Origin of the sequence: Desulfoluna butyratoxydans, from assembly GCF_900699765.1 — a bacterium.
GTDB classification, from domain to species: Bacteria; Desulfobacterota; Desulfobacteria; order Desulfobacterales; family Desulfolunaceae; genus Desulfoluna; species Desulfoluna butyratoxydans.
The window spans coordinates 68954-91113 of the sequence record NZ_CAADHO010000005.1; the positions used below are offsets into that span (position 1 = coordinate 68954).

Sequence of the window (22160 nt, forward strand, 5' to 3'; positions counted from 1 at the left end):
CCAGACAAGGAGATACACATGGCTCTTACCGGTATACAGATCTTCAAACTGCTGCCCAAAACAAACTGCAAAGAGTGCGGGGTGCCAACCTGCCTCGCCTTTGCCATGAACCTGGCATCCGGAAAGGCGGAGCTGGACAACTGCCCCTACGTCTCGGACGAAGCCAGGGAAAAACTCGCCGAAGCCTCGGCCCCTCCCATCCGCCCCGTCAAGCTGGGCAAAGGGGTCCGTGAAGCCACCGCAGGCGGCGAGACCGTGATGTACCGTCACGAAAAGACCTTCTACAACCCCACCACCCTGGCCGCCACCATTCCCGCTTCCATGGCTGAGGCCGACCTTGCCGCCCGTCTGACGGCCTGGAACGCCTTCCAGTACGAGCGTGTGGGCCTCAACCTCCGGCCCGAGCTCATCGCGGTCAAGGACGACGGCGCAGGCCCCGATGCCTTTGCCAAAACCGCAAAAACCATCGCCGAAACCTCGGAATTCAACCTCATCCTCATGAGCGAAGACCCCGAGGTGATGAAAGCCGGCGTGGAGGCCACGGCCTTCAAGCGTCCCCTCATCTACGGCGCCACAGAGGCCACCGTGGAGGCCTTCGGTGAGATCGCCAAGGCGGCGGAACTGCCCGTGGCTGTCAAGGCCGACGGTGTCGAAGCCCTTATCCCCCTGACCGACAAGCTCACGGCCATGGGGATCAAGGACATCGTCATCGACTCCGGCAGCCGGGACCTCAAAGGCTCCTTTGCCGATCAGGTCGCCATCCGCCGAGCAGCCCTCAAGGGCGGCAACCGATCCCTGGGTTTTCCCACCATCACCTTCCCCTGCGAAATGGCCGGAAACGCCGATATGGAAGCCCTCATCGCCGGGATGTTCGTGGCCAAGTACGGCGGCATCGTGGTGCTCTCGGAGTTCAACACCGAGACCCTCTTCCCGCTTCTGCTGGAACGCCTCAACATCTTCACCGACCCGCAGCGCCCCATGACGGTCACCGAAGGCATCTACGAAATCGGCAACCCCGACGAGAACTCACCGGTGATGGTCACCACCAACTTTGCCCTCACCTACTTCATCGTCTCCGGCGAAGCCGAAGGCAGCAGGGTACCCTGCTGGCTCCTCATCAAAGAAGCGGAGGGTCTCTCGGTCCTCACGGCCTGGGCCGCAGGCAAGTTCAGCGGCGATGATGTGGGGATCTTTGTGAAGAAAAGCGGCATTTCCGACAAGATCAAGCACAACGAGCTGATCATTCCCGGCTACGCCGCAGCCATTGCAGGGGATGTGGAGGAAGAGCTCCCCGACTGGAACATCACCGTCGGTCCCCGAGAAGCAGCGCACCTGCCCGCCTTCCTGAAGGCCAAGGTCGGTGCCGCCTGATCCAACGGCGCCCTTGTCGCCCGTCCCGCCCGGTTACCGGGTCGGGACGGGCTTGTTTTCCAACTCACGCACGTTTTTCTGTTCTTGCAACATCAACTCAGATCCGGAGGGAATTTTATGGGTTTTCAAGTCATCGGAGAAAGCTTGAACGTTATCGGCAAAGAGATCGGACGCGGATTCAGAGAGAGAGATCCCAAGCCGATTCAGGAAGAGGCCCTCTTCCAGAAATCCAAGGGCGTGGACTGGATCGACATCAACCTCGGTCCCGCCAAGAAAGACGGCGTAGAGCTGATGCCCTGGGTTGTGGAAACCGTGCAGGAAGTGGTGGATGACATTCCCCTGGTCCTCGACACCTCCAACATCGACGCCATCGCAGCCGCCCTTCCCAAATGCAAACTGCCGCCCATGATCAACTCCATCATGGCCGTGCCCGAACGCTATGAGCGCATGATCCCCCTGGCCGCCGAAAGCGGCGCCCACTTCTGCGCCCTGATGTGGGGACCGGAAGGCCTGCCCAGGGATGAAAACGAACGCGCCGCCCTGTGCGTGGAGCTCCTCTACGCAGCCAATGAAGCAGGGATCCCCAACGAAAAGATCTGGGTCGACGGCATCGTCACCCCCGTCAACATCCAGCAGCCCCAGGCCGTGAGCCTCCTCAACTTCATGGACATGCTCCAGGACATCGCCCCGGGCGCCCGGAGCACCTGCGGGGTCTCCAACATCTCCAACGGCGTGCCCGATCACCTGCGGCACATCATCAACATCACCTTTACCTCCATGCTGAACATCAAGGGCATGGAATCTTTTATCGCCGACGCCAAGGACGATGCCACCATGGGCCTGAGCAAAGGAAATCGCCCGGACATTTATGAGGTGATCCAGAATACCATGGACGGCAACCCGCCGGCCCTGGATTCCCTGAGCGAAGAGCTCCGCGGCTATGTGAAGACCTGCAACGTCATCCTCGGCCACACCCTCTTTTCAGATTCCTGGCTGGAAGTATAGCCATTGACATGGGACGGACCGGATTAACGGGCCCTTTTAATTCCGGTTGAAAACCGGGGAGACGCCCCCGAAACAACGCACCGTCCCCCCATGAACTCGAAGCCCCGCAGCCCCTGCGGGGCTTTTCTCATCTTCCGGAGCGCGGAGGAGAAGCAGGCAGAAACCATGGACAAGACAACACATGACACGGGCTGGGTCTACATCTACGTCAACAACCCGGGAAAAGACGAATCCTTTGCCGGGTTCGACGACCAGGAGTTGGGAATCCGCTTCATCCCGGCCTTTCACGACAAAGAGAGCGCCCTGATGTGCTCTGCCCACTTTATGGAACGACATGCCGTCTTCGAGGCCCAGGCCATCCACCAAGACGACCTGAACCGCTATGCAGCCGACCAGCGTTTTCTCATCTTCATGCTGGACAAAACAGGGGCCATCCTTGAAAAGATCAGTCCCTTTTCTGCCGCGGGCGATGCCTGAAAAAAGACGCGCCTGGCAAACAATAAAAGAGCGGCCTCGTCACAATCCCCGCTTGATCTGTGTAAAGGCCGCCTCAACCCTTGCACCACAAGGGCTTATGGCCCATAGTAAAACCAAGAAACGAACCAGCGGGACCTAACCCGGACATTTCATGAGAAAGCAACCATCCAAAAGGAAAATAATATGATTTCGGATGGCTACAATAAAAATTGTTAGCTATTTTAAAAAAGCGAAATATTAATCAGCGTTTGCTGTTTGATTTTCTCACCCTTCGGGCGAGCCGAGTGCACCCATCTTCTGCGTTATCAGAGCTTTGAGGTAAACCACTACATCTGCAGCTCTGATGCCTTGAATATGGGTGCACTCGACTCGTGAAATATCCGGGCTAATAGTCCTGCCACGAGCTTTTGACATATCCGGGGACGCTCTTTTTTTAAAGTGCCTGCCCCACGACGGGAGATGAATCTGTGAGTTTGAAACTGGCTTTTGGAGGCAAAGGAGGAGTCGGCAAGACAACCCTTACCGCTCTTATCGCACGCATTATCGCCCGGGAGGAGAAAAAGGTCATCGCCATCGATGCAGACCCCGTCTCCAACCTGGCATCGGCCCTGGGTATCTCCGAGGACATGGAGATCACCCCCATCGCCCAGCTCTCCGACCTCATTGCCGAGAGGACCGGGGCAAAACCCGGAACCATGGGAGGTTTTTTCACCCTCAACCCCAAGGTGGACGACATCCCCGACCGGTTTTCCCTGGAACGGGACGGCGTCAAACTGCTTGTGATGGGAACGGTACAAAAGGGCGGGTCCGGCTGCATCTGTCCGGAGAGCACCATCTTGAAAGCCCTGATGATGCACCTGGTGCTTCAGCGCGACGAGGTGGTGGTCATGGACATGGAGGCCGGAGTGGAGCACCTGGGTCGGGCCACCACCTCATCGGTGAATGCCCTGGTCACCGTGGTGAACCCCGGTAAAAGAAGCCGGGTGGCGGCCCTTCAGATCCGCAAACTGGCCGAGGAGCTGGGCATCAAACGGGTCATGATCATCGGCAACAGGATCCGCACCGAAGATGATCGAAAGATGATCGAGGAGAGCTTAAGCGATTTCGAGATCCTGGGGTTTGTGCCGGAACTCGATGAAGTGGCGGACTCCGACCGATCCGGGGAGCGTCCTTACGAGCGCATTGAGACCGCCCCCGAGGCCCTTATGGATATCGCCAGAAAGCTCATTGCCCTGGCATAAAAAACGGTAACTATTCAGCTTATGTTTGCCTCCGGCGGCCCTGCCGGGGGCCAAACTTTTGAAAAGTTTGACAAACAGGCTTTGACAGCTTTGCTATGAATTCCAGCGATTCTGACCTTTCTGCTCACTCTCTTCGTTTTCTGCCCCTGCGGGGCTGAAAACGAAGAGAGTGAGCAACCGGAAAGTTTTTTGCGGCGCTTTTTTTCAAAAAAGCGACCCGCCGGAGGCAAGCTGAATAGTTACACACAAAAAAACGCCCCCTTTCTCTCGAAAAAGAAAGGGGGCGTTATGGACGTCTTCGTAATCGGGTCACCCGCCATGACGGGTAAATGCGATTAGGAGCAGCAGGAGCCCGTGGAGCTGCAGCTGCCGCAAGCGGACTCAAGCTTAAGGCTTGAGGTCACTTTAAAGCCCACTTCAAGGAAATCAACCTTGATGGGCTGGGCCTGGGCCAGGAACTCTTTGTCTACGATGTAGACATAACCATCCACTTCAAATTTTTCATCGGTGTCTTTAGACTCATCCAGAGCCATGGCAAGGGAAGGGCCCCCTCAGCCACCGGAGTTGAGAAAAACACGAATGGGCATCACTTCCCTGCCCTTGAAATATTCTGCAATCTGTTGCGTTGCAGCCGCAGTCACCTCTAACATGGGACCTCCATAGAAGCTGTAAATATATAAGAAAAATGAAACTTTCGTTTCGTCTATCGGGCTTGGCACAATGTAAACATTCGATTTACCCTTGTCAATAAAGAAAAACTATGGAAAACCCATCCCCCATACGGTTTCATCAATACCGTCACACCGCTGTACCGCTTTGGCAACGGCAGCCCCGAAGACCCGGCCCGGCGTCATCAGGTTGTCATCCCAAGGCCATAGATATCAACAGGATAAAGCGGGCGGCGGCAAGACAGGCCTCCGGCATTGTCATATTCCCTCACCCCTCAACCACACAACCCAAGGAGCATTCATCCCAATGGAACAGACGCTATCCATCATCAAACCCGACGGTGTCAGAAAAAACATCATAGGAGACGTGATCCGGCGCTTTGAATCCCGCGGCCTTACCGTCATAGCCATGCGCATGCTGCAGATGACAAAACAGGAGGCCCAGGGATTTTACGCCGTCCACAAAGAGCGCCCCTTCTTCGACAGCCTCACCGACTTCATGAGCTCCGGCCCCGTGGTGGTGATGGTCCTTGAGGGGCCTGATGCCATTGCCCTGAACCGAAAGATCATGGGGGCCACCAATTACGAAGAGGCCGAAGAGGGAACCATCCGAAAAGATTTTGCATCATCCATTGAAAGCAACGTGGTCCACGGATCCGACGCACCGGAAACGGCAAAAACGGAAATCGCTTACTTCTTCTCATCCCTTGACATCATGGCCTGATTAAAGCATATTTTCCCCCGCCGACAAAAAAACCTTCGAGAGCACCGACGATTCCGGTGCTCTCGTTTTTTTAGGGAATAGCCCTTATTTTTCGACCCAGCCAGGAGATGTCAGACACGACCATGAGCAACGCCCCCATCCCAACCCAAGATATCGCCATCGTCCTGGTGCGGCCCCGCTACCCGGAAAACATCGGATCTGCTGCCCGAGCCATGATGAACATGGGCTTTTCCGAGCTGATCCTTGTTAATCCCCTGGAGCCGGACCAGGAGCGCATGAGGAAGACCGCCACCCACCACGCGGCGGGCATCATCGACACCCTCACCGTCCACGACAACCTGGATGATGCCCTCAAACCGTTTACCTTCGTGGCCGCCACCACCACGCGGAAGGGAAAAAAACGCCAGGGCCTCATCACCCCTCAGAGCCTTGTGGAACGTGTGGGCGCCCTCTCTCCGGACGACAAAGTGGCCATCCTCTTCGGCTCCGAAGACAAGGGCCTGACCAACGACGAACTTCGCCTGGCTGACGCCCTCGTCTCCATCCCCACCATGGACTTTTCCTCCATCAACCTGGCCCAGTCCGTCATGATCCTCTGCTACGAGCTCTCCAGAAGACAGCCCACAGGAGAAAAAAGCGCTCTGCGCCTGGCCAACAAACAGGAGGTCGGCAAGGTGCATGAGGCCATTGAAGAGCTCCTCATGGCCATCGAGCTCCACAACCCGGAAAACCCGGATCACTGGCCCGCCCGATTCCGCAACCTCTTGTCCAGGGCCGGGCTCAGGGCGGGCGACACCGCCCTGGTTCTGGATTTCATCGGGAAAACCCTCAAAAAACTGAGGGGCTAAAAGGGCTAAGGGCTAAGGGCTAAGGGCTAAGGGCTAAGGGCTAAGGGCTGGCTTGCATGGCCTTGCCCGGAGAGCAAGCTGCTTGCGCGCATACTTGATCAAAAAAAGGGCCATGATTCTTTACGGAATCATGGCCCTTTGTCGTCATGCGTTCTTAATTTTTCCACGGGCGAAGCCCGTCAGCAAATGCGCAGGGGCTTTAGCCCCGGAGCATTTGCGAACCTGCAGCCCTTGGCCGCCGGAGGCTCAGCCTTTAATCGTCGGACTTGAGCACGGCAAGGAAAGCGGACTGGGGAATCTCCACCTGGCCCACCATCTTCATGCGCTTCTTGCCCTTTTTCTGCTTCTCCAGAAGCTTCCGCTTTCGGCTGATGTCCCCGCCGTAGCACTTGGCGGTGACGTCTTTGCGGTAGGCGGAGATGGTCTCCCGGGAGACGATCTTGGCGCCGATGGCAGCCTGGATGGCCACCTTGAACATCTGGCGGGGGATCTCCTCCTTAAGCTTTTCACAGGCCACCCGGCCACGGGAGACAGCGCGGTCCTTGTGGACCAGTTGGGAAAGGGCATCCACCCTCTCACCGTTGATGAGGAAATCAAGTTTCACCAGGTCGGTCTCCTTGTATCCGATGATCTCGTAGTCAAAGGACCCGTAACCCTGGGTGATGCTCTTGAGCTTGTCGTAAAAGTCGTAGACCACCTCGGCCAGGGGCAACTCGAAGATCATATCCATGCGGCCGTTGGTGAGGTACTGGTAGTTGACACTGATGCCGCGGCGATCCAGACACAGCTTCATCACCGCCCCCATGTACCGCTCCGGCACGATGATGGACGCTTTGATAAAGGGCTCACTGGTACGGCTGATGGTGGTGGGGTCCGGGTAGAGGGCCGGGTTGTCGATGATCTCCACCTCTCCGGTGTTGAACTCCACTTCGTACTGAACCGAAGGGGCCGTCAGGATAAGGGAAAGGCCGTACTCGCGCTCCAGACGCTCCTGGACCACCTCCAGGTGCAAGAGCCCCAGAAACCCGCAACGGAACCCGAAGCCAAGGGCCGCGGACGAATCTTTCTCGTAAATCAGGGACGCGTCGTTGAGCTGGAGCTTCTCCATGGCCACGGTGAGCTCTTCGTAGTCGTCGGAGGCCACGGGATAGATGGAGGAGAACACCACGGGTGTGGGATCCTTGAAGCCTGCCACCGGCTCAGGGCATCCCCCCTTCACGTGGGTGATGGTGTCACCGCAGCGGGTGTCGCTCACGGTCTTGATCCCGGCGATGAGATACCCCACCTCCCCTGCGGAGAGCTCTTTTCTGGGCACCCGAACGATCTGGAACACACCCACCTCTTCCACCTTGTAACTGGCATCATTGCTCATGAACTTGATGTTGTCACCGGCCTTGATTTTGCCGTCGATGACTCGGAAATGCACAATGGTGCCCCGGTAGGGGTCGTAATGGGAGTCAAAGATCAGGGCCTTCAAGGGGGCGTCCGGGTCCCCTTCCGGCGCCGGGAGCATCTCCACGGCCCCTTCAAGCACGTCGGCAATGCCGATGCCGTTCTTGGCCGAGGTTAAGATAGCTGTCTCGGAGTCCAGGCCGAGATCCTCTTCGATCTGCCCCTTGACCCACTCGATCTCCGCACTGGGCAGGTCGATCTTGTTGATGATGGGGATGATCTCCAGGTCGTGCTCCAGAGCGAGATAAAGGTTGGCCAGGGTCTGGGCTTCCACGCCCTGGCTGGCGTCCACAATGAGCAGGGCACCTTCGCAGGAGGCCAGGGCCCGAGAAACCTCATAGGTAAAATCCACGTGCCCGGGGGTGTCGATGAGGTTCAGCACGTACTCCTTGCCGTCCTTGGCGGTGTAGGGAAGGGACACTGTCTGGCTCTTGATGGTAATTCCCCTCTCCCGTTCGATATCCATGGTATCCAGGATCTGATCTTTGAAGTCGCGATCGGAAATGATACCGGTCTCCTGAATCAGGCGATCCGACAACGTGGATTTTCCATGGTCAATGTGGGCGATGATGCTGAAGTTACGAATATGTTTCATGCCGTTTCGACTGATGCTCCTGAGCGATTCTTCACAGACAGGCCTCACCCGGCTTCCTCCCCTGGAGAAAAGCCATCGGGCCCGCCGCGTGAATACTGTGAAATTCCAGATATATAAAAGAAAAGCGACGGTGTATGCAGTTGACATAAGCAAACCGAACCGCTATAGTTTCCAAATAAAAACATCATTATCTATCAAATCGGCTTTTGCCCTGTCAAGCCATGGGTCATCCCCCCGCAAGGCCGCGTCATCCAAAGCCCTGCAAACCGGCCCTCTCCATGGCTCCTCCCCCGGATCATTTTCTACGCACCGGGGGATATGCATAATCTATCACATCACAAGTCGTCCATGGTGTCCCGGCTTGCCAGACCCGACGGCCCCTGTGGACCTGAAAATGCCAACCACTCACCCCGTCAATAAGGGTTGCCATGAGTTCTATAGCCATCGTCGATGAGGACAAAAGCGTTCGGGACTCCGTTGCCGATTACCTCACCCTTGCGGGCTTTGACGTCATCGCCTTTGCCTCGGCAAGCGAAGCCCTGACCCACCTTGAAATATCCCCCCTGGACATCGTCATCACCGACATCCCCCTCAAGGGGACCAATGGATTTGAGCTCACCGACACCATCAAGAAGAATTTTACCACCGATGTCATCATCCTCACCGGGTACAGCACCGGCTACTCCTATGAGGAAGCCATCAACAAGGGGGCCAGCGATTTTGTCTTCAAGCCGGTCCGTTTTGAGGAGCTTCTCCTGCGCATCAAGCGGGTGCTCCACGAACGGCGGCTGACCTGTGAGCGCAACGAGATGCTCAACCGGCTGAAGCGCATGGCCGTCACCGACCCCCTTACACGGCTGTTCAACCTGCGTTACTTCTACAACCAGCTCGAAAAGGAGATCGATCGCTTCAACCGGTACAACCGTCCCCTGTCCCTGATGCTCCTCGATATTGACAATTTCAAGATTTTCAACGATACCTATGGGCACCTTGAGGGTGACCGTATTCTGGTCAACCTGGGCAAGGTGATCCGGGAATGCCTGCGAACCATGGACTCCGGCTACCGTTTCGGCGGGGAGGAGTTCACCATCATTTTGCCGGAAACCACCGTCAACGAAGGGCTGGTGGTCGCAGAACGGATCCAGAAAGCCATGCGGGACAGCTCTTTTTCTCCGGTGTCGGCCCCTGAACCCGTCATCACAACGCTCAGCATCGGCCTCACCGAATACGCCTCGGGGGAACCCCTGAAAGAGTTTGTCCGCAGGACAGACCGGGCCATGTACCTTTCCAAGGCACGGGGAAAAGATCTCATCTCTCTTTTAAACAAAGACAACACCGAATAGACACGCTGGATCAGGATGATTACCGTCGACTTTCTCACGCACCCCACTTCCGAGGAAAAAAACCGAATTTTAGGCATCTACCATCACCAGAACTGGTGGCCGGAGTCCGTCACCGACCCTGACCGGATCGACCGGATCATCAGGGGAAGCCATTGCTATGTAGCGGCCTGGGACGACGGACACATCATCGGCATCGGAAGGGCCTTGAGCGATGGCGTGGGAGACGCCTACCTCCATGACATCACCGTGGTGGAGAGCCACAGGCTCCGGGGGATCGCACGGCGCATCGTTCATATGATCCTCACGCGCCTTGAACAGGACGGCATCACATGGATCGGGCTCATCGGGGAAAACGGCTCCCCGCCCCTCTACCGGAAATTCGGCTTTGCCGCCCTTGAAGGGGCGGTTCCCATGTACCGGTTCGATACACCCTGCGCCTGACCCGAACAGTTCATGAAAATAAGCTCCACGGACCTTTGGCCGCCGGACGACGCACCGTCTCAGCATGCCCAGAGCCCTTTAACCCTCCACCTTCATCACACGGCAAGACTCAATCATGACAAAACGACACGACCTGTGCGGCATGGCGCCGCTTCTTCCCGAACATCACGCCGACCTCTTTCCCTACTTCAACGGTCAGTCCAACCCCTTGTGCGGGTACTCCCTTGGCGCCCTCATCATCTGGAAGACCCACGTCTACTACCCGGCCTTTGCCATGGATGAAAGCGACGTCATCGTCGCCCGCCTCTTTCCCTCAAAGCCCGATCAGGACTACCTGATCCTGCCGGTTCCAAAGGGCATCGACCGGAGCCCGGAGCGGCTTGCGACCCTTTGCCGTACCCATGGAATCCCCCGCATCAGCTTTGTCCATGAAGCGTACCTGGAAACCTGGGGCCGGGATGCCGTGGAACGGCTCTTCACCGTCAAGGAGCAGACCGACTACGAGGATTACGTCTATAAAAAAGAGGACCTCGCCGAACTCAAGGGCAACAAATTCAGCAAAAAAAGAAACCTCATCAACCAGTTTTTACGGGAATATGTGGAAAAAGGACGGGTAAAGGTGGAGGCCATAACAGAGGAGAACCGGGACGAGTGCAAGGCCTTCCTGGCCTACTGGTGGAGCCTTAAGCCCCCGGAAGCCCACACCGATGAGGATGGCCTGGGCGAAAAGGTGGCATGTACCCATGGCCTGGATCTCATGGGCTCTCTCCAGGGGCTCCGGGGCATCCTCCTCCGGGTGGACGGGGAAGTCAAAGCCTTCGGCATGGCAACGGACCTCACCTGCGACATGGCTGACTTCAACTTTGAAAAGGCAGACCCGGGGATCAAGGGGCTGTATCAGTTCTTCGACCGGCAGTGCGCCCGCATGCTCTTCCCGGGCACCTCCCTCATCAACAAAGAATGCGATATGGACGACCCCGGCCTGCGCCATGCAAAGCGTTCATACCACCCCCACCTGCGATTCAAATCCTATACGTTGGAGCTCAACCCATAAAAATGGGCGACCGATGGGCAAGGCTTTGGTATACATAAGAAAAGGACCCCGGCATCCAAAACGGATGCCGGACAAACACATCGTCTCCGCCCTTTTGGAGAGTTGGAACCATGCCCATCGTCCCCACAATCAAGCGCTGGCTGAGAAGACTCTTCGCCCGTGAACACCGGGAGGACCTCCTCTCTGGAGTCAGTTCAACGCCGGAGTTTCCGGATCCCGTCTCTCTGGTGACCTGGATCCTCATGAGCTACCGGCACCATATTGATCTGGCGGCCTGCTTCTCCCTGGAGCATGTCCAAGGCCCCTTTGTTCGCCTTGTCCCGGGCGACACCACAACCCACCTCATGGTTCGCTACAGCCCGCCCTTCTCCCCGGCAGAACGCCTGAAGACCATCGGGATCCACCTCCCGGACGGGTTCGTCCTTACCCACTGGAAGCGGCACGACCACTTTACCCTTTCAGGCCCCAGGATCTCCCCCCGCGACATGGCCACCTTTCTGGACCAGCTCTTCCAGAGGCTCTATCGGGCAGAAAAAGGGTACGTGATGGTCGCCTGGACCGATATCCGCCCCACCTCCCATCCCCCCCAACCCACTGAGCAGGATAAGAGACACGCTGAGCGATGGTAAGGCCCAGGCTCCCGCGCGTGTAGCCTATTCGATCCTGTCCGCCTGAATGGCTGCGTTCCAATCGTAAAGCTGGTTATCCAGCTCGGTCAGCACCTCGTTGAGATCTGTGTAGGAGCCCTTGCACTCAGCAATGAGCTCGGTCTCATGGAATGCCCGTGCAAGGGAGTTGTCATGGGCCGTGGTTCCCAGTTCGATACGGACCCCGTTTTCGATGGCATCGGCAATCTGGACAAACGTCGGTTCGGAAATCAGCATGGTGTCCTCCTTGTTTTCAATGTGGCAAATCCGCAGACAGCGTCCGGGGGGTCGAAAGAGGGTGATACCCCCTGATTGCTCCCCATCCGTGCCCATGATACCTATATAGCAAACACCGCAAGCAACATGCCAGAAGGAAAAAAGCCAAAAAAAAGCGCGGCCTCCCGGGATCGGGAAGCCGCGCTCTGTAAAAGCCGTATGAAAGCAGGTGCTACTGAACGGTAACGTTCACAGCCGCAGGACCTTTCTGGCCCTGCTCAACATCGAAGGTCACTCGGTCGCCTTCGTTGAGGGTTTTGAAGCCGGTTGCATTGATACCTGAATGGTGAACGAAAACATCGGGTCCGTTTTCCTGCTCGATAAAGCCATAACCCTTCTGCTCATTGAACCATTTTACAATACCGTTTGCCATGTGACGATCTCCTCATCATTGTTCTAGTGTTTTCATGCATTCTCATTCCTAAGGTAGATGTCACGATGACACGTTTTTCTTTTTCCTGAGAGCGCAACAACTCCCCCCTTGCACGGGCCACGTTGCCCACATAAAAGGAAAGCCTTAAAAGATTTGATCCGTGCTACACACACACATCTTACTGAAACTCTCTCATACTCTTGCCTGCAAATCAATCTAAAAACATCCCGCAATCACCGGAAAGTCTGTGCACCATAGAAATCATTCGACTTGCGGTGCGCATTTCCTCCCCCATGGGGGTACCAGCGGCCACCGGAATCAATACAGGCAAGGCAAACCGGCGCCCCTGGCCGGTCTTCGCCTCCCCACCGCCTCTCCCTGCACGGGGCGGAAAAAAAGCAGCACATCTATACCACATTGTGGTATAATCCAGATGATTCGGTTGCACCCTTCATTCATCCCCACGCCCTTACCCCCCAGCCACGATCCGCACCCCGTGCAACCCCACGAAAACCATCTCCTTTCACAGACAAGGGCGGTGCCGTCACATCCGCCCGAGGAAGGTTACATATGAACAACCCCAAAGTTCTCTGGCCCACAGATTTTTCACGACGTGCGGAAAAAGCACTCCCCTATATCGCCAACCTGATCCGTGAAAAAAAAGCCGATGTCCATATCCTTTATGTCATTCCGGACATCGCCCGGCATGAGCCCTGGTACGGCGAGTACGATGAACAGCACGTCAAGCGCCTCACCAAACGGGAGGAGGAGTCCGCAGCCAAGCGGCTCAACCAGCTCTGCTCCAAATACCTGGACGGATGCGCCCTGTTCACCCGACACACCGCCGTGGGGGAACCCGCAGACGAGATCCTGAAGCTCATCGACAAAGAGGGCATGGACATGGTGGTCATGGCAGGCCACGAGCCCCATATCCCGGATATCGGTGAGCCCACACTGGAAAAAGTGAAGCGCATGGCTTCCGTACCCGTGGAGGTCATCTCCACCTGAAACAGGGGGCGTACCGATTTAGGACCCGTCATCAGCAGTGTGCCATGACGTGAAGGCCCACACCTTCCTCCCGGGCTTCGCCTGGGAGGGGTGCGCGGCAGGGTGTGCCATCACGGACAAAGCCGGGTGTCCCGGGTCCACCCCCAGAGGTATAATTGTGAACAACGGCGCGATTGCCTTTTGCGCCGCCCATTCTCGTGCGCCCGCCGATCCCCCCAAACCCGTTCGGAAAAGCCCCCCCCGCGCCCCCCAAGGGCCTTCCCCATGAATGACAATTTTCCATGCAACCTCACCCCATCTGGTGTATAAGATTCCCAAAGAAGATTGCCGACCTAACCCGGACAGTTCATGAGAAACGATAAAAAACAGATGAATAACCCATTACGACACGATTTTGTCTGGAAAAAAGGCACATGTCATTCATCGTTTTCAGGTCGCTTGTCTCACCCTTCGGGCTAAGCCCCAGGCAGGAAAAGGTGTTTCCACCCTCGTCGGCAAAGGCTTTTTTTGCTTATAAAAAACCGCTTACAGGAGTTGCAGCAACAGATGTCTTCGAAAACCTTAGGAATTGTCGGCGGCATGGGCCCGCTGGCCACCGCCATGCTCTTTGAAAAAGTCGCCACCCTCACCCGCGTATCCAAGGATCAGGACCACATCCGTGTCCTCATCGACAGCAACCCCGGGATCCCGGACCGAACCGCCCATATCGTGGCAGGCGGCGAAGACCCGCGCCCTGAATTAACGGCCACCGCGACCCACCTGGAAGCCATGGGCGCCGACTTCCTCATCATGCCCTGCAACACAGCCCACTACTTCTACGAGGACATCACCAAAGGGCTCTCCATTCCTTTTCTCCATATGGTCAACGAAACCGCCGCCTACATCGGCACCCACTACCCCGACACCCGACACGTCGGCGTCCTTGCCACCGAAGGCACCTGCAAGGCCGGGGTCTACACCAAAGCCCTTTCTACCAACGGCCTTACTCCCCTGATGCCCGACCCCGCCATGCAACAGCACGTCACCGATCTTATCTACGGCATCAAGGCAGGGGAAACCGTTCCCATCGACGGCTTCATGGAGGCTGTTGCCGCCCTCAAAGCCCAAGGCGCCACCTGCTTTGTCCTGGGCTGCACCGAACTCTCCGTGGCACAAAAGCTCTACGGATTCTCCGGCCCCTTCGTGGACCCTTTGACCGTCATCGCAGAAGCCGCCATCCGCTTTGCCGGAAAACACACGATTTCTGCAGGGGATAAAATGAAATAGGGGCAAGGGTGTGGGCAATTGCCCCGGGGGGGAGGTATATTCGGTATCATGTCAATTTATAAGGAGTCGGTCACACCGCCAACGGTATCGCCTATTATCCCGAAAACAGGTGGGCACCGACCCATCCTGCAAAGTAAAAGGCCCGAGCCCACAAAGACCAAGCGTGAAGACTACCGAATTCAAAAAAGCAGGAACAGCCCCACAATCTCACCTCATTGCAAAAAAAGAACCCTGCTCAAGAAAACTGAGCAGGGTTTATGAGTATTTGTCACACACGATAACGAATTGGCCCGCAGACTCTTTTACATCGAAGTGATACTGACCCGGCCTCCGGCCTGTATATGAATCAGCCCGGCATCGGTATAATGCGTACCCAATTTGCCAGAGTCACCTGCGGTAACTTGTGAAATAAAGTTTGAATCACCAAAATTCGACGTTCGATGCGTAATAAATAATTCTGTTTTCTTGGAACCTTTTTCAACAACCACTTCAGGCAGACCGATGTCGACGGATGATACAGCCCCCTCGGTCTTGGCTTCGATTGTTAAATCACCCGCAATGAAAATAACATCTGAATCGGTTTGAGTGACTTTGTTGACAATACCGGTCTCTGTATCACCTGCGGTGTTCATATTCGTCCATGCAGTCGAGACTGCTTTCTGCTTGATTTTCAAGGCACCATGAAGAAGCGGAGTCTTCGCTGTGTCCCCAGGCACAGGGTTGTACTGGAGAACTCGGTCATCTACCCCTATAGCAATGTCACCACTTGCATCAAGATATTCATCTAAAGAGTTGACATAGTAACCTTCCCCATTAACACTGACAGTGCCATCACCGGTCGTTGTTTCAGGAACAGGGTTCTCCCTCAATACAGCCGTAGACTCGTCAGGAGCGACGCCGTTGGAAGAATTAAGCAATTCCCCACTCGCATTAAGATAATAGCCATTGGCATTTGTCCATAATGTTTCATAAGCAGCCGTTGTAATGCCACCGCCACCAATAGTGATTCGTACCCCTTCCTGAGCTGTGATCTTATTCAGCCCAGCGTCATCCATTGCTTTGAGCTCTGCGTAACCCGACATGGGAAGCAGTACCACAAGAGCCACCAAAAAAGCTTTTTTCATTTAATCCCCTCCACAAGGAATCCATCCGCGATAAAAATTGATGAATCAACCAGACTCAGATTATTTGCCAGCACAGAACATTTTCCCTATGTCCCCTCCCAGGACACCAAATGGATAAGTATCTACCCTGGAGAGAAAAACAAACCCTGCGGATGCAGGGTTTGTTTATAAGTTCACACGGCAAATACTGTGATACTTACGAAGCGGCTATGGGATTGCGGAAATAGTGACACTTCCACCGGCCTGAATGTGAGTAAAACCGGCGTCAGTATACTGGGTACCCAGCTTACCAGAAGCCGGATCAGCGGTGACTTGAGAAATGAAATTTGAATCACCAAGGTTGGTATCTCTGCTTGTAATATAGATTTCAGTTTTCTTGGAGCCCTTTGAGATTCCAACTTCAGGTAAACCAATAGCAACGGAAGACACATCGCCATCGGTAGAGGCAACAATCGTCAAGTCTCCCGTAACAAAAATCGTATCTGCAATCGTTTGCGTAAGCTTATTGACGATACCGGATTCCACGCCATTTTCCTTGTTCGTCCAGGCAGTGGAGACAGCTTTCTGTCGGATTTCCAAGGCTTCTGTCCCCATACCGAATTGCGAGGCATCCCCGGAACCGGCAATCGTAATCTTCACCCCTTCCTGGGCCGTAATCTCATCAAGATTGCAGTCGGCCATGGGCTCAAGGGCATACACAGACATGGGAAGCAGAACCAAAAGGGCCACCAAAAGAATCTTTTTCATTCAAACACCCTCCTCAAATATTAGGTTAGTAGTGAATCATCCGTCCGGCAGCCTGACCGTGACGGAAATGATGTGGCTTTTCTCCCTGCACATAAGAGCCCGAACGGGATGCCCGGGTACAAGCCACGGAACTGCAACTATTCGATGTACTTCAAAATAAACAATGTTCGCTTGATAGAATTGTTATCCATCACAAAATAAGAAGTGTCAACTCTTTTTTTTAATGTTTTTGGATGCCTACCTGCAGTTATGGTGTCCCAGGTTTTGCTTGACCCCCCTGTCGGCATTTGGTAGCGTAACACTTACATCGTGAACATCGTTTGGAACACTGTTACACATTTCCATACCTAAGCCGGATTCTAATACCTATGGGGGGGGGAATCAGCATGGCATCTCGAGTTCTCTGGATCTGTTGTCTATGGGGTACCATGATATTCATGACCGCAACCACCGCCTCGTCCATTGAACCTCTCACCAACAATGCGATGAGCGCCATCACCGGCCAGGCAACGGTCCAGCCATCCAATGAAAAGCGAGAAACAGTCTATTCCGTCCCCACAGAGGTAACCCCATCTAACGATACCTTACACATCGAACTCCCAAATCAAAGCATGGTCCCCTCCACATTGGACGATGACCGATACAATGCCGTTCTTATCGATTTTTTAGGCATAGAAGGCAATGAAAAGCTGGGCATCGAGGCCGAAGACTTCCACGGAGAGGTTGAAGTGGGCAACATTGTATATACGGATGACGACACCCTGACAAGCGTCGTCCTTTCAGGCACTTTTACAGGCTATTTTAAGGTTCCGTCCGTATTCAAAGACGGCCGTACACAACACGAAGTTCAGGTGTCACCATCACACATTCCGCAACAGGTAATCGACAGCTACGATCATGGCAACGGAACCCATGATTTCATCCTGAGTCACCAGGGAACCGCATACACGCCTGAGGACATCTCGGACTCCACACCATCAATCATGGCCAAACCCAACCGCCAGGCTCAACTGGTTGGACGTGCGGAAACCAAGCCACTCAACATTCTGGTTCCCCGAGGCCATGGAGACAATACCACCTGGAATGTAATCACCACCATCGAACCGGGAAAATCCTTTGTCCATATTGATATCAACCGCATCACCACACACCACAAATGCAAATATACGATCAAAATAGCCAACAACGAAAATGGACTCAATGCCGGAGATGTCGGCAGTCGCCCCACCGACCGATCGGGTACACTGGGCACCCTCTATATGGGAGGCAATGGGAGTACCACCGTTGAACCAGGCACTGTTGTCATTACCACCTTTGATGACGGGGTATGATGACCCTTCGGGCAAAGCGGTGTACCTATGAGTGAGCCCTGACATGAATTAGCAGGGCAAAGAGCTTTACATTTTTTTTTCGACTTGATAAGAACATTGTTTACCTTATTAATCATCAGTTTTGCGCGCTAATTCTCCGTACCTTTTAAAAACACACGGTGAAGAATGGCCCAACCACTCAGGACACCAGCAACCGTTTCGATGGCGCTAAGATTCTGACCAGGCGCGTGCTCAAGCCATTATTAACTCCCTAAGGATGGACGCATGCATATTCTTGCTGCTTTTCTTATCGGTGTCGGATTTTTCACCATCTACCATCCCCTGGCCAAGACCCCGGAAAACCAGGTGACGGTTCTCGACCTGGAAAGGCCCCAGTTCGGTATCAGCCACCCCGTGGAGTCTATTACGGAGATCGAAAAACGACGAATCGTCAAGCAGCAATACGACTACAGTTGCGGCTCCGCAGCCCTTGCGACCCTTCTGAAATTTCATTTCGGGGAGCAGTTTACCGAGCAGCAGGTCATCTGGGGCCTGTTGAAATACGGAGATGTCGAACGCATCAAGGAGCGACGGGCCTTTTCCCTTCTGGACATGAAAAAATTTGTCACGGTGCTGGGCTATGAGGCAAACGGGTACACGGCATCCATCGAAGATCTGGCTTCCGCCGAATACTGGCCCTGCATCGTGCCCATCAAATTCTTCGGGTACCGCCACTTCGTGGTGGTCAAGGGGATCCACAGGGGCCACGTCTTTGTTGCGGACCCCTGGCGCGGTCACAGCAGCTACACCGTCCCCCAGTTCAAAAACATCTGGTTTAAAAACGTCATGTTCATCGTATCGGACAAAGACTCCCGGCCTTTGGGCAACCTGGCCCTGATCCGGGATGACCTGCGATTCATTGATGAAGAGATCACCCGCTTTGCACTGTTTGAACAGGACAAGGTGGAACGACAGCTCGATATCCAGCGGGAGCTCAACCAGTCCAGCGGAGACACGCTCTACTTCAAAAATTAATCGATTCCAATGTGATATTAACCCAGCACGGCAGGCAGGTTTGTTTCCCCCAACGACCCCAGCGTGTTCACCCCTGATGAAGGAGGCGGTTTTGATGAGAAGAGCCGGCATACTGCTTACATGGATCGTGGCCATGGGAATCCTTGTTCTCCCGGCGTTGGCCTGGGCGGAGGAGGCAGCAGATACGGATCAGGCAGCCCTCGAATCCATTGTCACCGAACTTGAACAGCTGAAAAAAGAGATGGCTGCCATGAAGCAGGCGGCTCAGGTCCGCGAACAACTCGAAGCCACCACAGAGGAAAAGACCGAAGAGACCGAGCGGATCCTCACGGCCATCGGTCTGGAGTATATCCTTCGCAGGGAGGGTTCCCTGGGGGTCACCTACGGAGCCAGCTACGCCTTCAACTCAACGGATATTCTGGAAAACGCCAAGACCAACATGACGGTGGACCACACCAGCAACCACACCCTCTACAGTAGCGTGAGCGTACAGTACGGCCTCAAAAACAACCTCACCGTCAACGGAGCCATTCCCTTTGTCTACAAATGGGACCAGCAATCCACGGCATCGGAACGCAACGCCACCGACATCGGGGACATCAGCTTCGGGCTCCAGTGGCAGCCCCTGCCCACGTCCACGGGTCGCGCTTCATACATTCTCAACACCTCCCTCATCGTGCCCTCCGGCACCAGCCCTTACGAAATCGATGTGGACAACGCTCTGTCCACCGGCTCGGGCTATTACTCCGTCCTTGCGGAGCTCTCCATCAGCAAGCCCATCGACCCCATCATGGCCTTCGGCAGCCTCTCCTACCGCTACGCCCATGACGTGACTGACCTCAACCAGACCCGCAACGGCCCCAACGGCGCCACGGCCCTTAAAGAGGTCTCTCCGGGCGATACCTTCGGCGGCTCCCTGGGCATCGCCTATGCCCTCTCCTACCAGGTGACCCTGCACCTGAGCTGCCAGTACTCTCACACCACAAGCTACGAGTTTGAGTGGCACGGCGGAGAACGCAACAAGTCAGGCACATCCACGGCAGCCTCCCTGAACATCGGTACCGGCTGGAAACTCACACCGGAAAGCTCCATGAACATCACCGTGGGCGTCGGCCTCACCGATGCAACCTCCGATTTCACGCTGTCGTTTTCCATGCCCTTTAACTACGACCTGTAAACGCCAGAGACGCGCCGGCAGACAATGTCCCGGTTCCTTCTTCAGGGTCTCATGAAGAAGCCATCAGCTTAAAACGAACCCGGCCCCAGAGCCTTTAAGGAAACCATGATGAGAAGAGCTGTGAACACCTTGCGCATGCGATGGCACATATCGGCTGTTTCAACTCTTGCGGTGCTCTGCCTGCTGATCTGTGTCCCCCCCCATGCCAGGGCCATGTTTGTGGAACAGATGGCCGTCTCCACCCGGGCCATTGCCCTGGGAAACGCCTGCACGGCGGATCCTCCCGGCATCATGAGTGTTCACTACAACCCCGCGGGCCTTACAAAGCTGCCCGACCAGGCCTTCAGCCAGGGCCTGACCCTCCCCTTTATCTGTATCGATATCAGCCTGACCGCAGACCCCGACATGCAGCCGTTCATGGACGGGTCCAGCCCCAACCCCGTAGGACACCCCAACGGGGCATCGGAGGAATCCAAGGTCGACCCCCTTGCCGGCACCACAGGAAGCAGCGGCCCCTCCATGTATGTTCCCCTGTACAACGACACAATCCCCTTTCTGGCAGGGCCGTCCCTGGGGATCTCCTCACGGAAAAAAGACTCCAAGTGGACCTTCGCCTATGCAAACTACTCCCCTTACGCCGTAGGCCTCACCTTTGATGACGACGACAACCCCATTCGCTACCAGGCCAAGGCCCTGGGCCAACAGCACCTTATTTATGCCGCCCCGGCCCTGAGCTACAAGGTCAACGACAAAGTCTCCGTCGGGTTTACCGTGGGCTTGGGCCAGACCGCAACCTACGCCGAACTGGACATGCGCATGCCCAATGAGATGACCGCCCTCACCAGGGTCCTGGGGGATGCCACCAAAGACCTCAACATTCCCATCATCAGCCAGATGACCCTGCCCCCTCCCTGGTTCGGCGGTGGGGTGGCCCCGTACGATAAGGTGGCCGAGCTCGACATGAGCCTGCGGGACGATTTTTCTCCAAACTACAACATAGGGATCCTTTATGAACCAAAGAGCTGGCTCTCCCTGGGTATCACCTATCAAAGCGAGATCAAGGTGGAACAGGTAGGCAACTGGAATGTTCAGTACTCCCAGCAGTTCAAGGCCATGATCGACTGGCTCGGTGAGGGCAACATCCTCCCCGTTACCGCCGCCATGCTCAACCTTCCCACAGATGGCGAAAACCAGAGCGGGTACGTCACCAGCAACATGACCATCCCACAGCGCATCCAGGCAGGGATCGCTTTGAAGCCAACAAGGTATTTCCAGTTCCTCTTTGACGTCAACTGGGTGGACTGGTCCGTCATGAACAAGGATACCTTCACGTTTGACCGGCAGGCCGATTTCCTGCGTTTCGCCACCCTCATGGGCTACACCGGCGGCCCGGACGCCCTGATCATTCGCAGGGATTTCGAGGACACCATCAGCTGGGCCGCCGGTATCGAGCTCTTTCCCACGGACTGGTTTACCTGGCGGTTCGGCTACGAATGGCGCCCCACTTCGGTGCAGGAAGACCTCTACGACGCCATGTACGCGGTTCCGGACATTCACAACTTCGGCACGGGCTTCGGCATCAAAACCAAGGATGACGTGGTCATTGATGTCTCCTTTGCCTACCTGCTGGGAGATACCGTGGAGATTCCCAACGACGGCAGCATCAACATGAACTCCACCGACTTCAACAGGCCCGTGTACAACCCTTACGCTGGCCTCGACTTTAAGCAGGAGATGGAAGCCTACATTGTTTCTGTCAATGTCAGCATGCCCATCAATGTCATGAAGGAACACCTGCACCATCAGGCGGAAATGGTGAAGAGTGCGTACCATTTCCTGAATCCCTTTGACGACGAATAACGCCCCGCCCCCCCAGCACCCAGGCCGGTCACAGATGGCTCCCTGTCGCTCTGCAAAGGCCTCCCACCACAAAACATCCCGGCGCCATTGCAGGGATAAGCATGTGTGTCCATACGCA

At 55.5% G+C, this 22160-nt stretch carries 22 protein-coding genes; 16 read left to right on the forward strand and 6 right to left on the reverse strand.

Going from position 1 to position 22160, the window contains the following annotated elements:
* The first annotated feature begins 18 nt into the window (after positions 1-18).
* The 4 genes from acsC (at position 19) to MSL71_RS14395 (ending at position 4094) form a co-directional block, all read left to right on the forward strand.
* Positions 19-1371, forward strand: a complete 1353-nt coding sequence (acsC, locus tag MSL71_RS14380) for an acetyl-CoA decarbonylase/synthase complex subunit gamma (protein ID WP_180141525.1) — start codon at positions 19-21, stop codon at positions 1369-1371.
* 117 nt (positions 1372-1488) lie between these two features.
* Entirely contained in the window at positions 1489-2376 is an 888-nt protein-coding gene (locus MSL71_RS14385) for a dihydropteroate synthase (protein WP_180141527.1), read from the forward strand.
* Between the two features lie 165 nt (positions 2377-2541).
* Positions 2542-2853: a hypothetical protein gene (locus tag MSL71_RS14390; protein ID WP_180141529.1), complete on the forward strand. Its 312-nt coding sequence runs from the start codon at positions 2542-2544 to the stop codon at positions 2851-2853.
* Between the two features lie 467 nt (positions 2854-3320).
* The gene (locus MSL71_RS14395) at positions 3321-4094 is read left to right on the forward strand and encodes an ATP-binding protein (RefSeq protein ID WP_180141531.1); all 774 of its coding nucleotides are present in this window, start codon (positions 3321-3323) and stop codon (positions 4092-4094) included.
* A 335-nt stretch (positions 4095-4429) separates the two neighbouring features.
* Here MSL71_RS14395 and MSL71_RS27030 read toward each other — a convergent pair whose 3' ends face one another.
* A complete protein-coding gene (locus MSL71_RS27030) occupies positions 4430-4627 on the reverse strand; it encodes a hypothetical protein (RefSeq protein WP_180141533.1) in 198 nt (65 codons plus the stop codon).
* A 442-nt stretch (positions 4628-5069) separates the two neighbouring features.
* On the opposite strand from MSL71_RS27030, the gene ndk reads away from it, so the two are divergent.
* The gene (gene ndk, locus MSL71_RS14405; RefSeq protein ID WP_180141535.1) at positions 5070-5486 is read left to right on the forward strand and encodes a nucleoside-diphosphate kinase; all 417 of its coding nucleotides are present in this window, start codon (positions 5070-5072) and stop codon (positions 5484-5486) included.
* Between the two features lie 122 nt (positions 5487-5608).
* Positions 5609-6334: an RNA methyltransferase gene (locus MSL71_RS14410; protein ID WP_180141537.1), complete on the forward strand. Its 726-nt coding sequence runs from the start codon at positions 5609-5611 to the stop codon at positions 6332-6334.
* Between the two features lie 253 nt (positions 6335-6587).
* Here MSL71_RS14410 and lepA read toward each other — a convergent pair whose 3' ends face one another.
* Complete coding sequence (gene lepA / locus MSL71_RS14415) at positions 6588-8381, reverse strand: translation elongation factor 4 (protein ID WP_180141539.1); 1794 nt, start codon at positions 8379-8381, stop codon at positions 6588-6590.
* Between the two features lie 428 nt (positions 8382-8809).
* On the opposite strand from lepA, the gene MSL71_RS14420 reads away from it, so the two are divergent.
* From MSL71_RS14420 to MSL71_RS14435, 4 genes are all read left to right on the forward strand, one after another.
* Positions 8810-9724 (forward strand): GGDEF domain-containing response regulator, encoded by a 915-nt coding sequence (locus MSL71_RS14420; protein ID WP_180141546.1) that lies wholly within the window; start codon positions 8810-8812, stop codon positions 9722-9724.
* 15 nt (positions 9725-9739) lie between these two features.
* Positions 9740-10165, forward strand: a complete 426-nt coding sequence (locus tag MSL71_RS14425) for a GNAT family N-acetyltransferase (protein ID WP_180141548.1) — start codon at positions 9740-9742, stop codon at positions 10163-10165.
* A gap of 115 nt (positions 10166-10280) precedes the next feature.
* Positions 10281-11219, forward strand: coding sequence for a DUF2156 domain-containing protein (locus tag MSL71_RS14430; protein ID WP_180141550.1), 939 nt, complete (start codon positions 10281-10283; stop codon positions 11217-11219).
* Positions 11220-11329: 110 nt separating this feature from the next.
* A complete protein-coding gene (locus tag MSL71_RS14435; RefSeq protein ID WP_180141552.1) occupies positions 11330-11848 on the forward strand; it encodes a hypothetical protein in 519 nt (172 codons plus the stop codon).
* Positions 11849-11872: 24 nt separating this feature from the next.
* Here the strand turns inward: MSL71_RS14435 and MSL71_RS14440 are convergent, their stop codons facing one another.
* Together MSL71_RS14440 and MSL71_RS14445 are read right to left on the reverse strand one after the other, a co-directional pair.
* A complete protein-coding gene (locus MSL71_RS14440) occupies positions 11873-12103 on the reverse strand; it encodes a hypothetical protein (protein WP_180141554.1) in 231 nt (76 codons plus the stop codon).
* Positions 12104-12314: 211 nt separating this feature from the next.
* A complete protein-coding gene (locus MSL71_RS14445) occupies positions 12315-12515 on the reverse strand; it encodes a cold-shock protein (RefSeq protein WP_180141557.1) in 201 nt (66 codons plus the stop codon).
* Between the two features lie 570 nt (positions 12516-13085).
* On the opposite strand from MSL71_RS14445, the gene MSL71_RS14450 reads away from it, so the two are divergent.
* Positions 13086-13523 (forward strand): universal stress protein, encoded by a 438-nt coding sequence (locus MSL71_RS14450; protein WP_180141559.1) that lies wholly within the window; start codon positions 13086-13088, stop codon positions 13521-13523.
* A gap of 546 nt (positions 13524-14069) precedes the next feature.
* Positions 14070-14789: a cysteate racemase gene (gene cuyB, locus MSL71_RS14455; RefSeq protein WP_180141561.1), complete on the forward strand. Its 720-nt coding sequence runs from the start codon at positions 14070-14072 to the stop codon at positions 14787-14789.
* 302 nt (positions 14790-15091) lie between these two features.
* Here the strand turns inward: cuyB and MSL71_RS14460 are convergent, their stop codons facing one another.
* Both MSL71_RS14460 and MSL71_RS14465 read right to left on the reverse strand, forming a co-directional pair.
* Positions 15092-15913, reverse strand: coding sequence for a DUF6160 family protein (locus MSL71_RS14460; protein ID WP_180141563.1), 822 nt, complete (start codon positions 15911-15913; stop codon positions 15092-15094).
* A 207-nt stretch (positions 15914-16120) separates the two neighbouring features.
* Positions 16121-16660, reverse strand: coding sequence for a DUF6160 family protein (locus MSL71_RS14465; protein ID WP_180141565.1), 540 nt, complete (start codon positions 16658-16660; stop codon positions 16121-16123).
* Between the two features lie 437 nt (positions 16661-17097).
* Between MSL71_RS14465 and MSL71_RS14470 the strand changes: the two genes are divergently transcribed.
* The 4 genes from MSL71_RS14470 to MSL71_RS14485 all read left to right on the forward strand — a co-directional run bounded on the left by MSL71_RS14470 (position 17098) and on the right by MSL71_RS14485 (position 22042).
* Positions 17098-17991, forward strand: a complete 894-nt coding sequence (locus MSL71_RS14470) for a hypothetical protein (protein ID WP_180141567.1) — start codon at positions 17098-17100, stop codon at positions 17989-17991.
* A 264-nt stretch (positions 17992-18255) separates the two neighbouring features.
* Positions 18256-19005 carry a C39 family peptidase gene (locus MSL71_RS14475; RefSeq protein WP_180141569.1) on the forward strand — a complete coding sequence of 250 codons (750 nt, stop codon included), beginning with the start codon at positions 18256-18258 and terminating at the stop codon, positions 19003-19005.
* Between the two features lie 94 nt (positions 19006-19099).
* Positions 19100-20182: a transporter gene (locus MSL71_RS14480; protein WP_484482038.1), complete on the forward strand. Its 1083-nt coding sequence runs from the start codon at positions 19100-19102 to the stop codon at positions 20180-20182.
* A gap of 105 nt (positions 20183-20287) precedes the next feature.
* Positions 20288-22042, forward strand: a complete 1755-nt coding sequence (locus MSL71_RS14485; protein WP_180141573.1) for an OmpP1/FadL family transporter — start codon at positions 20288-20290, stop codon at positions 22040-22042.
* Positions 22043-22160: the final 118 nt, after the last annotated feature.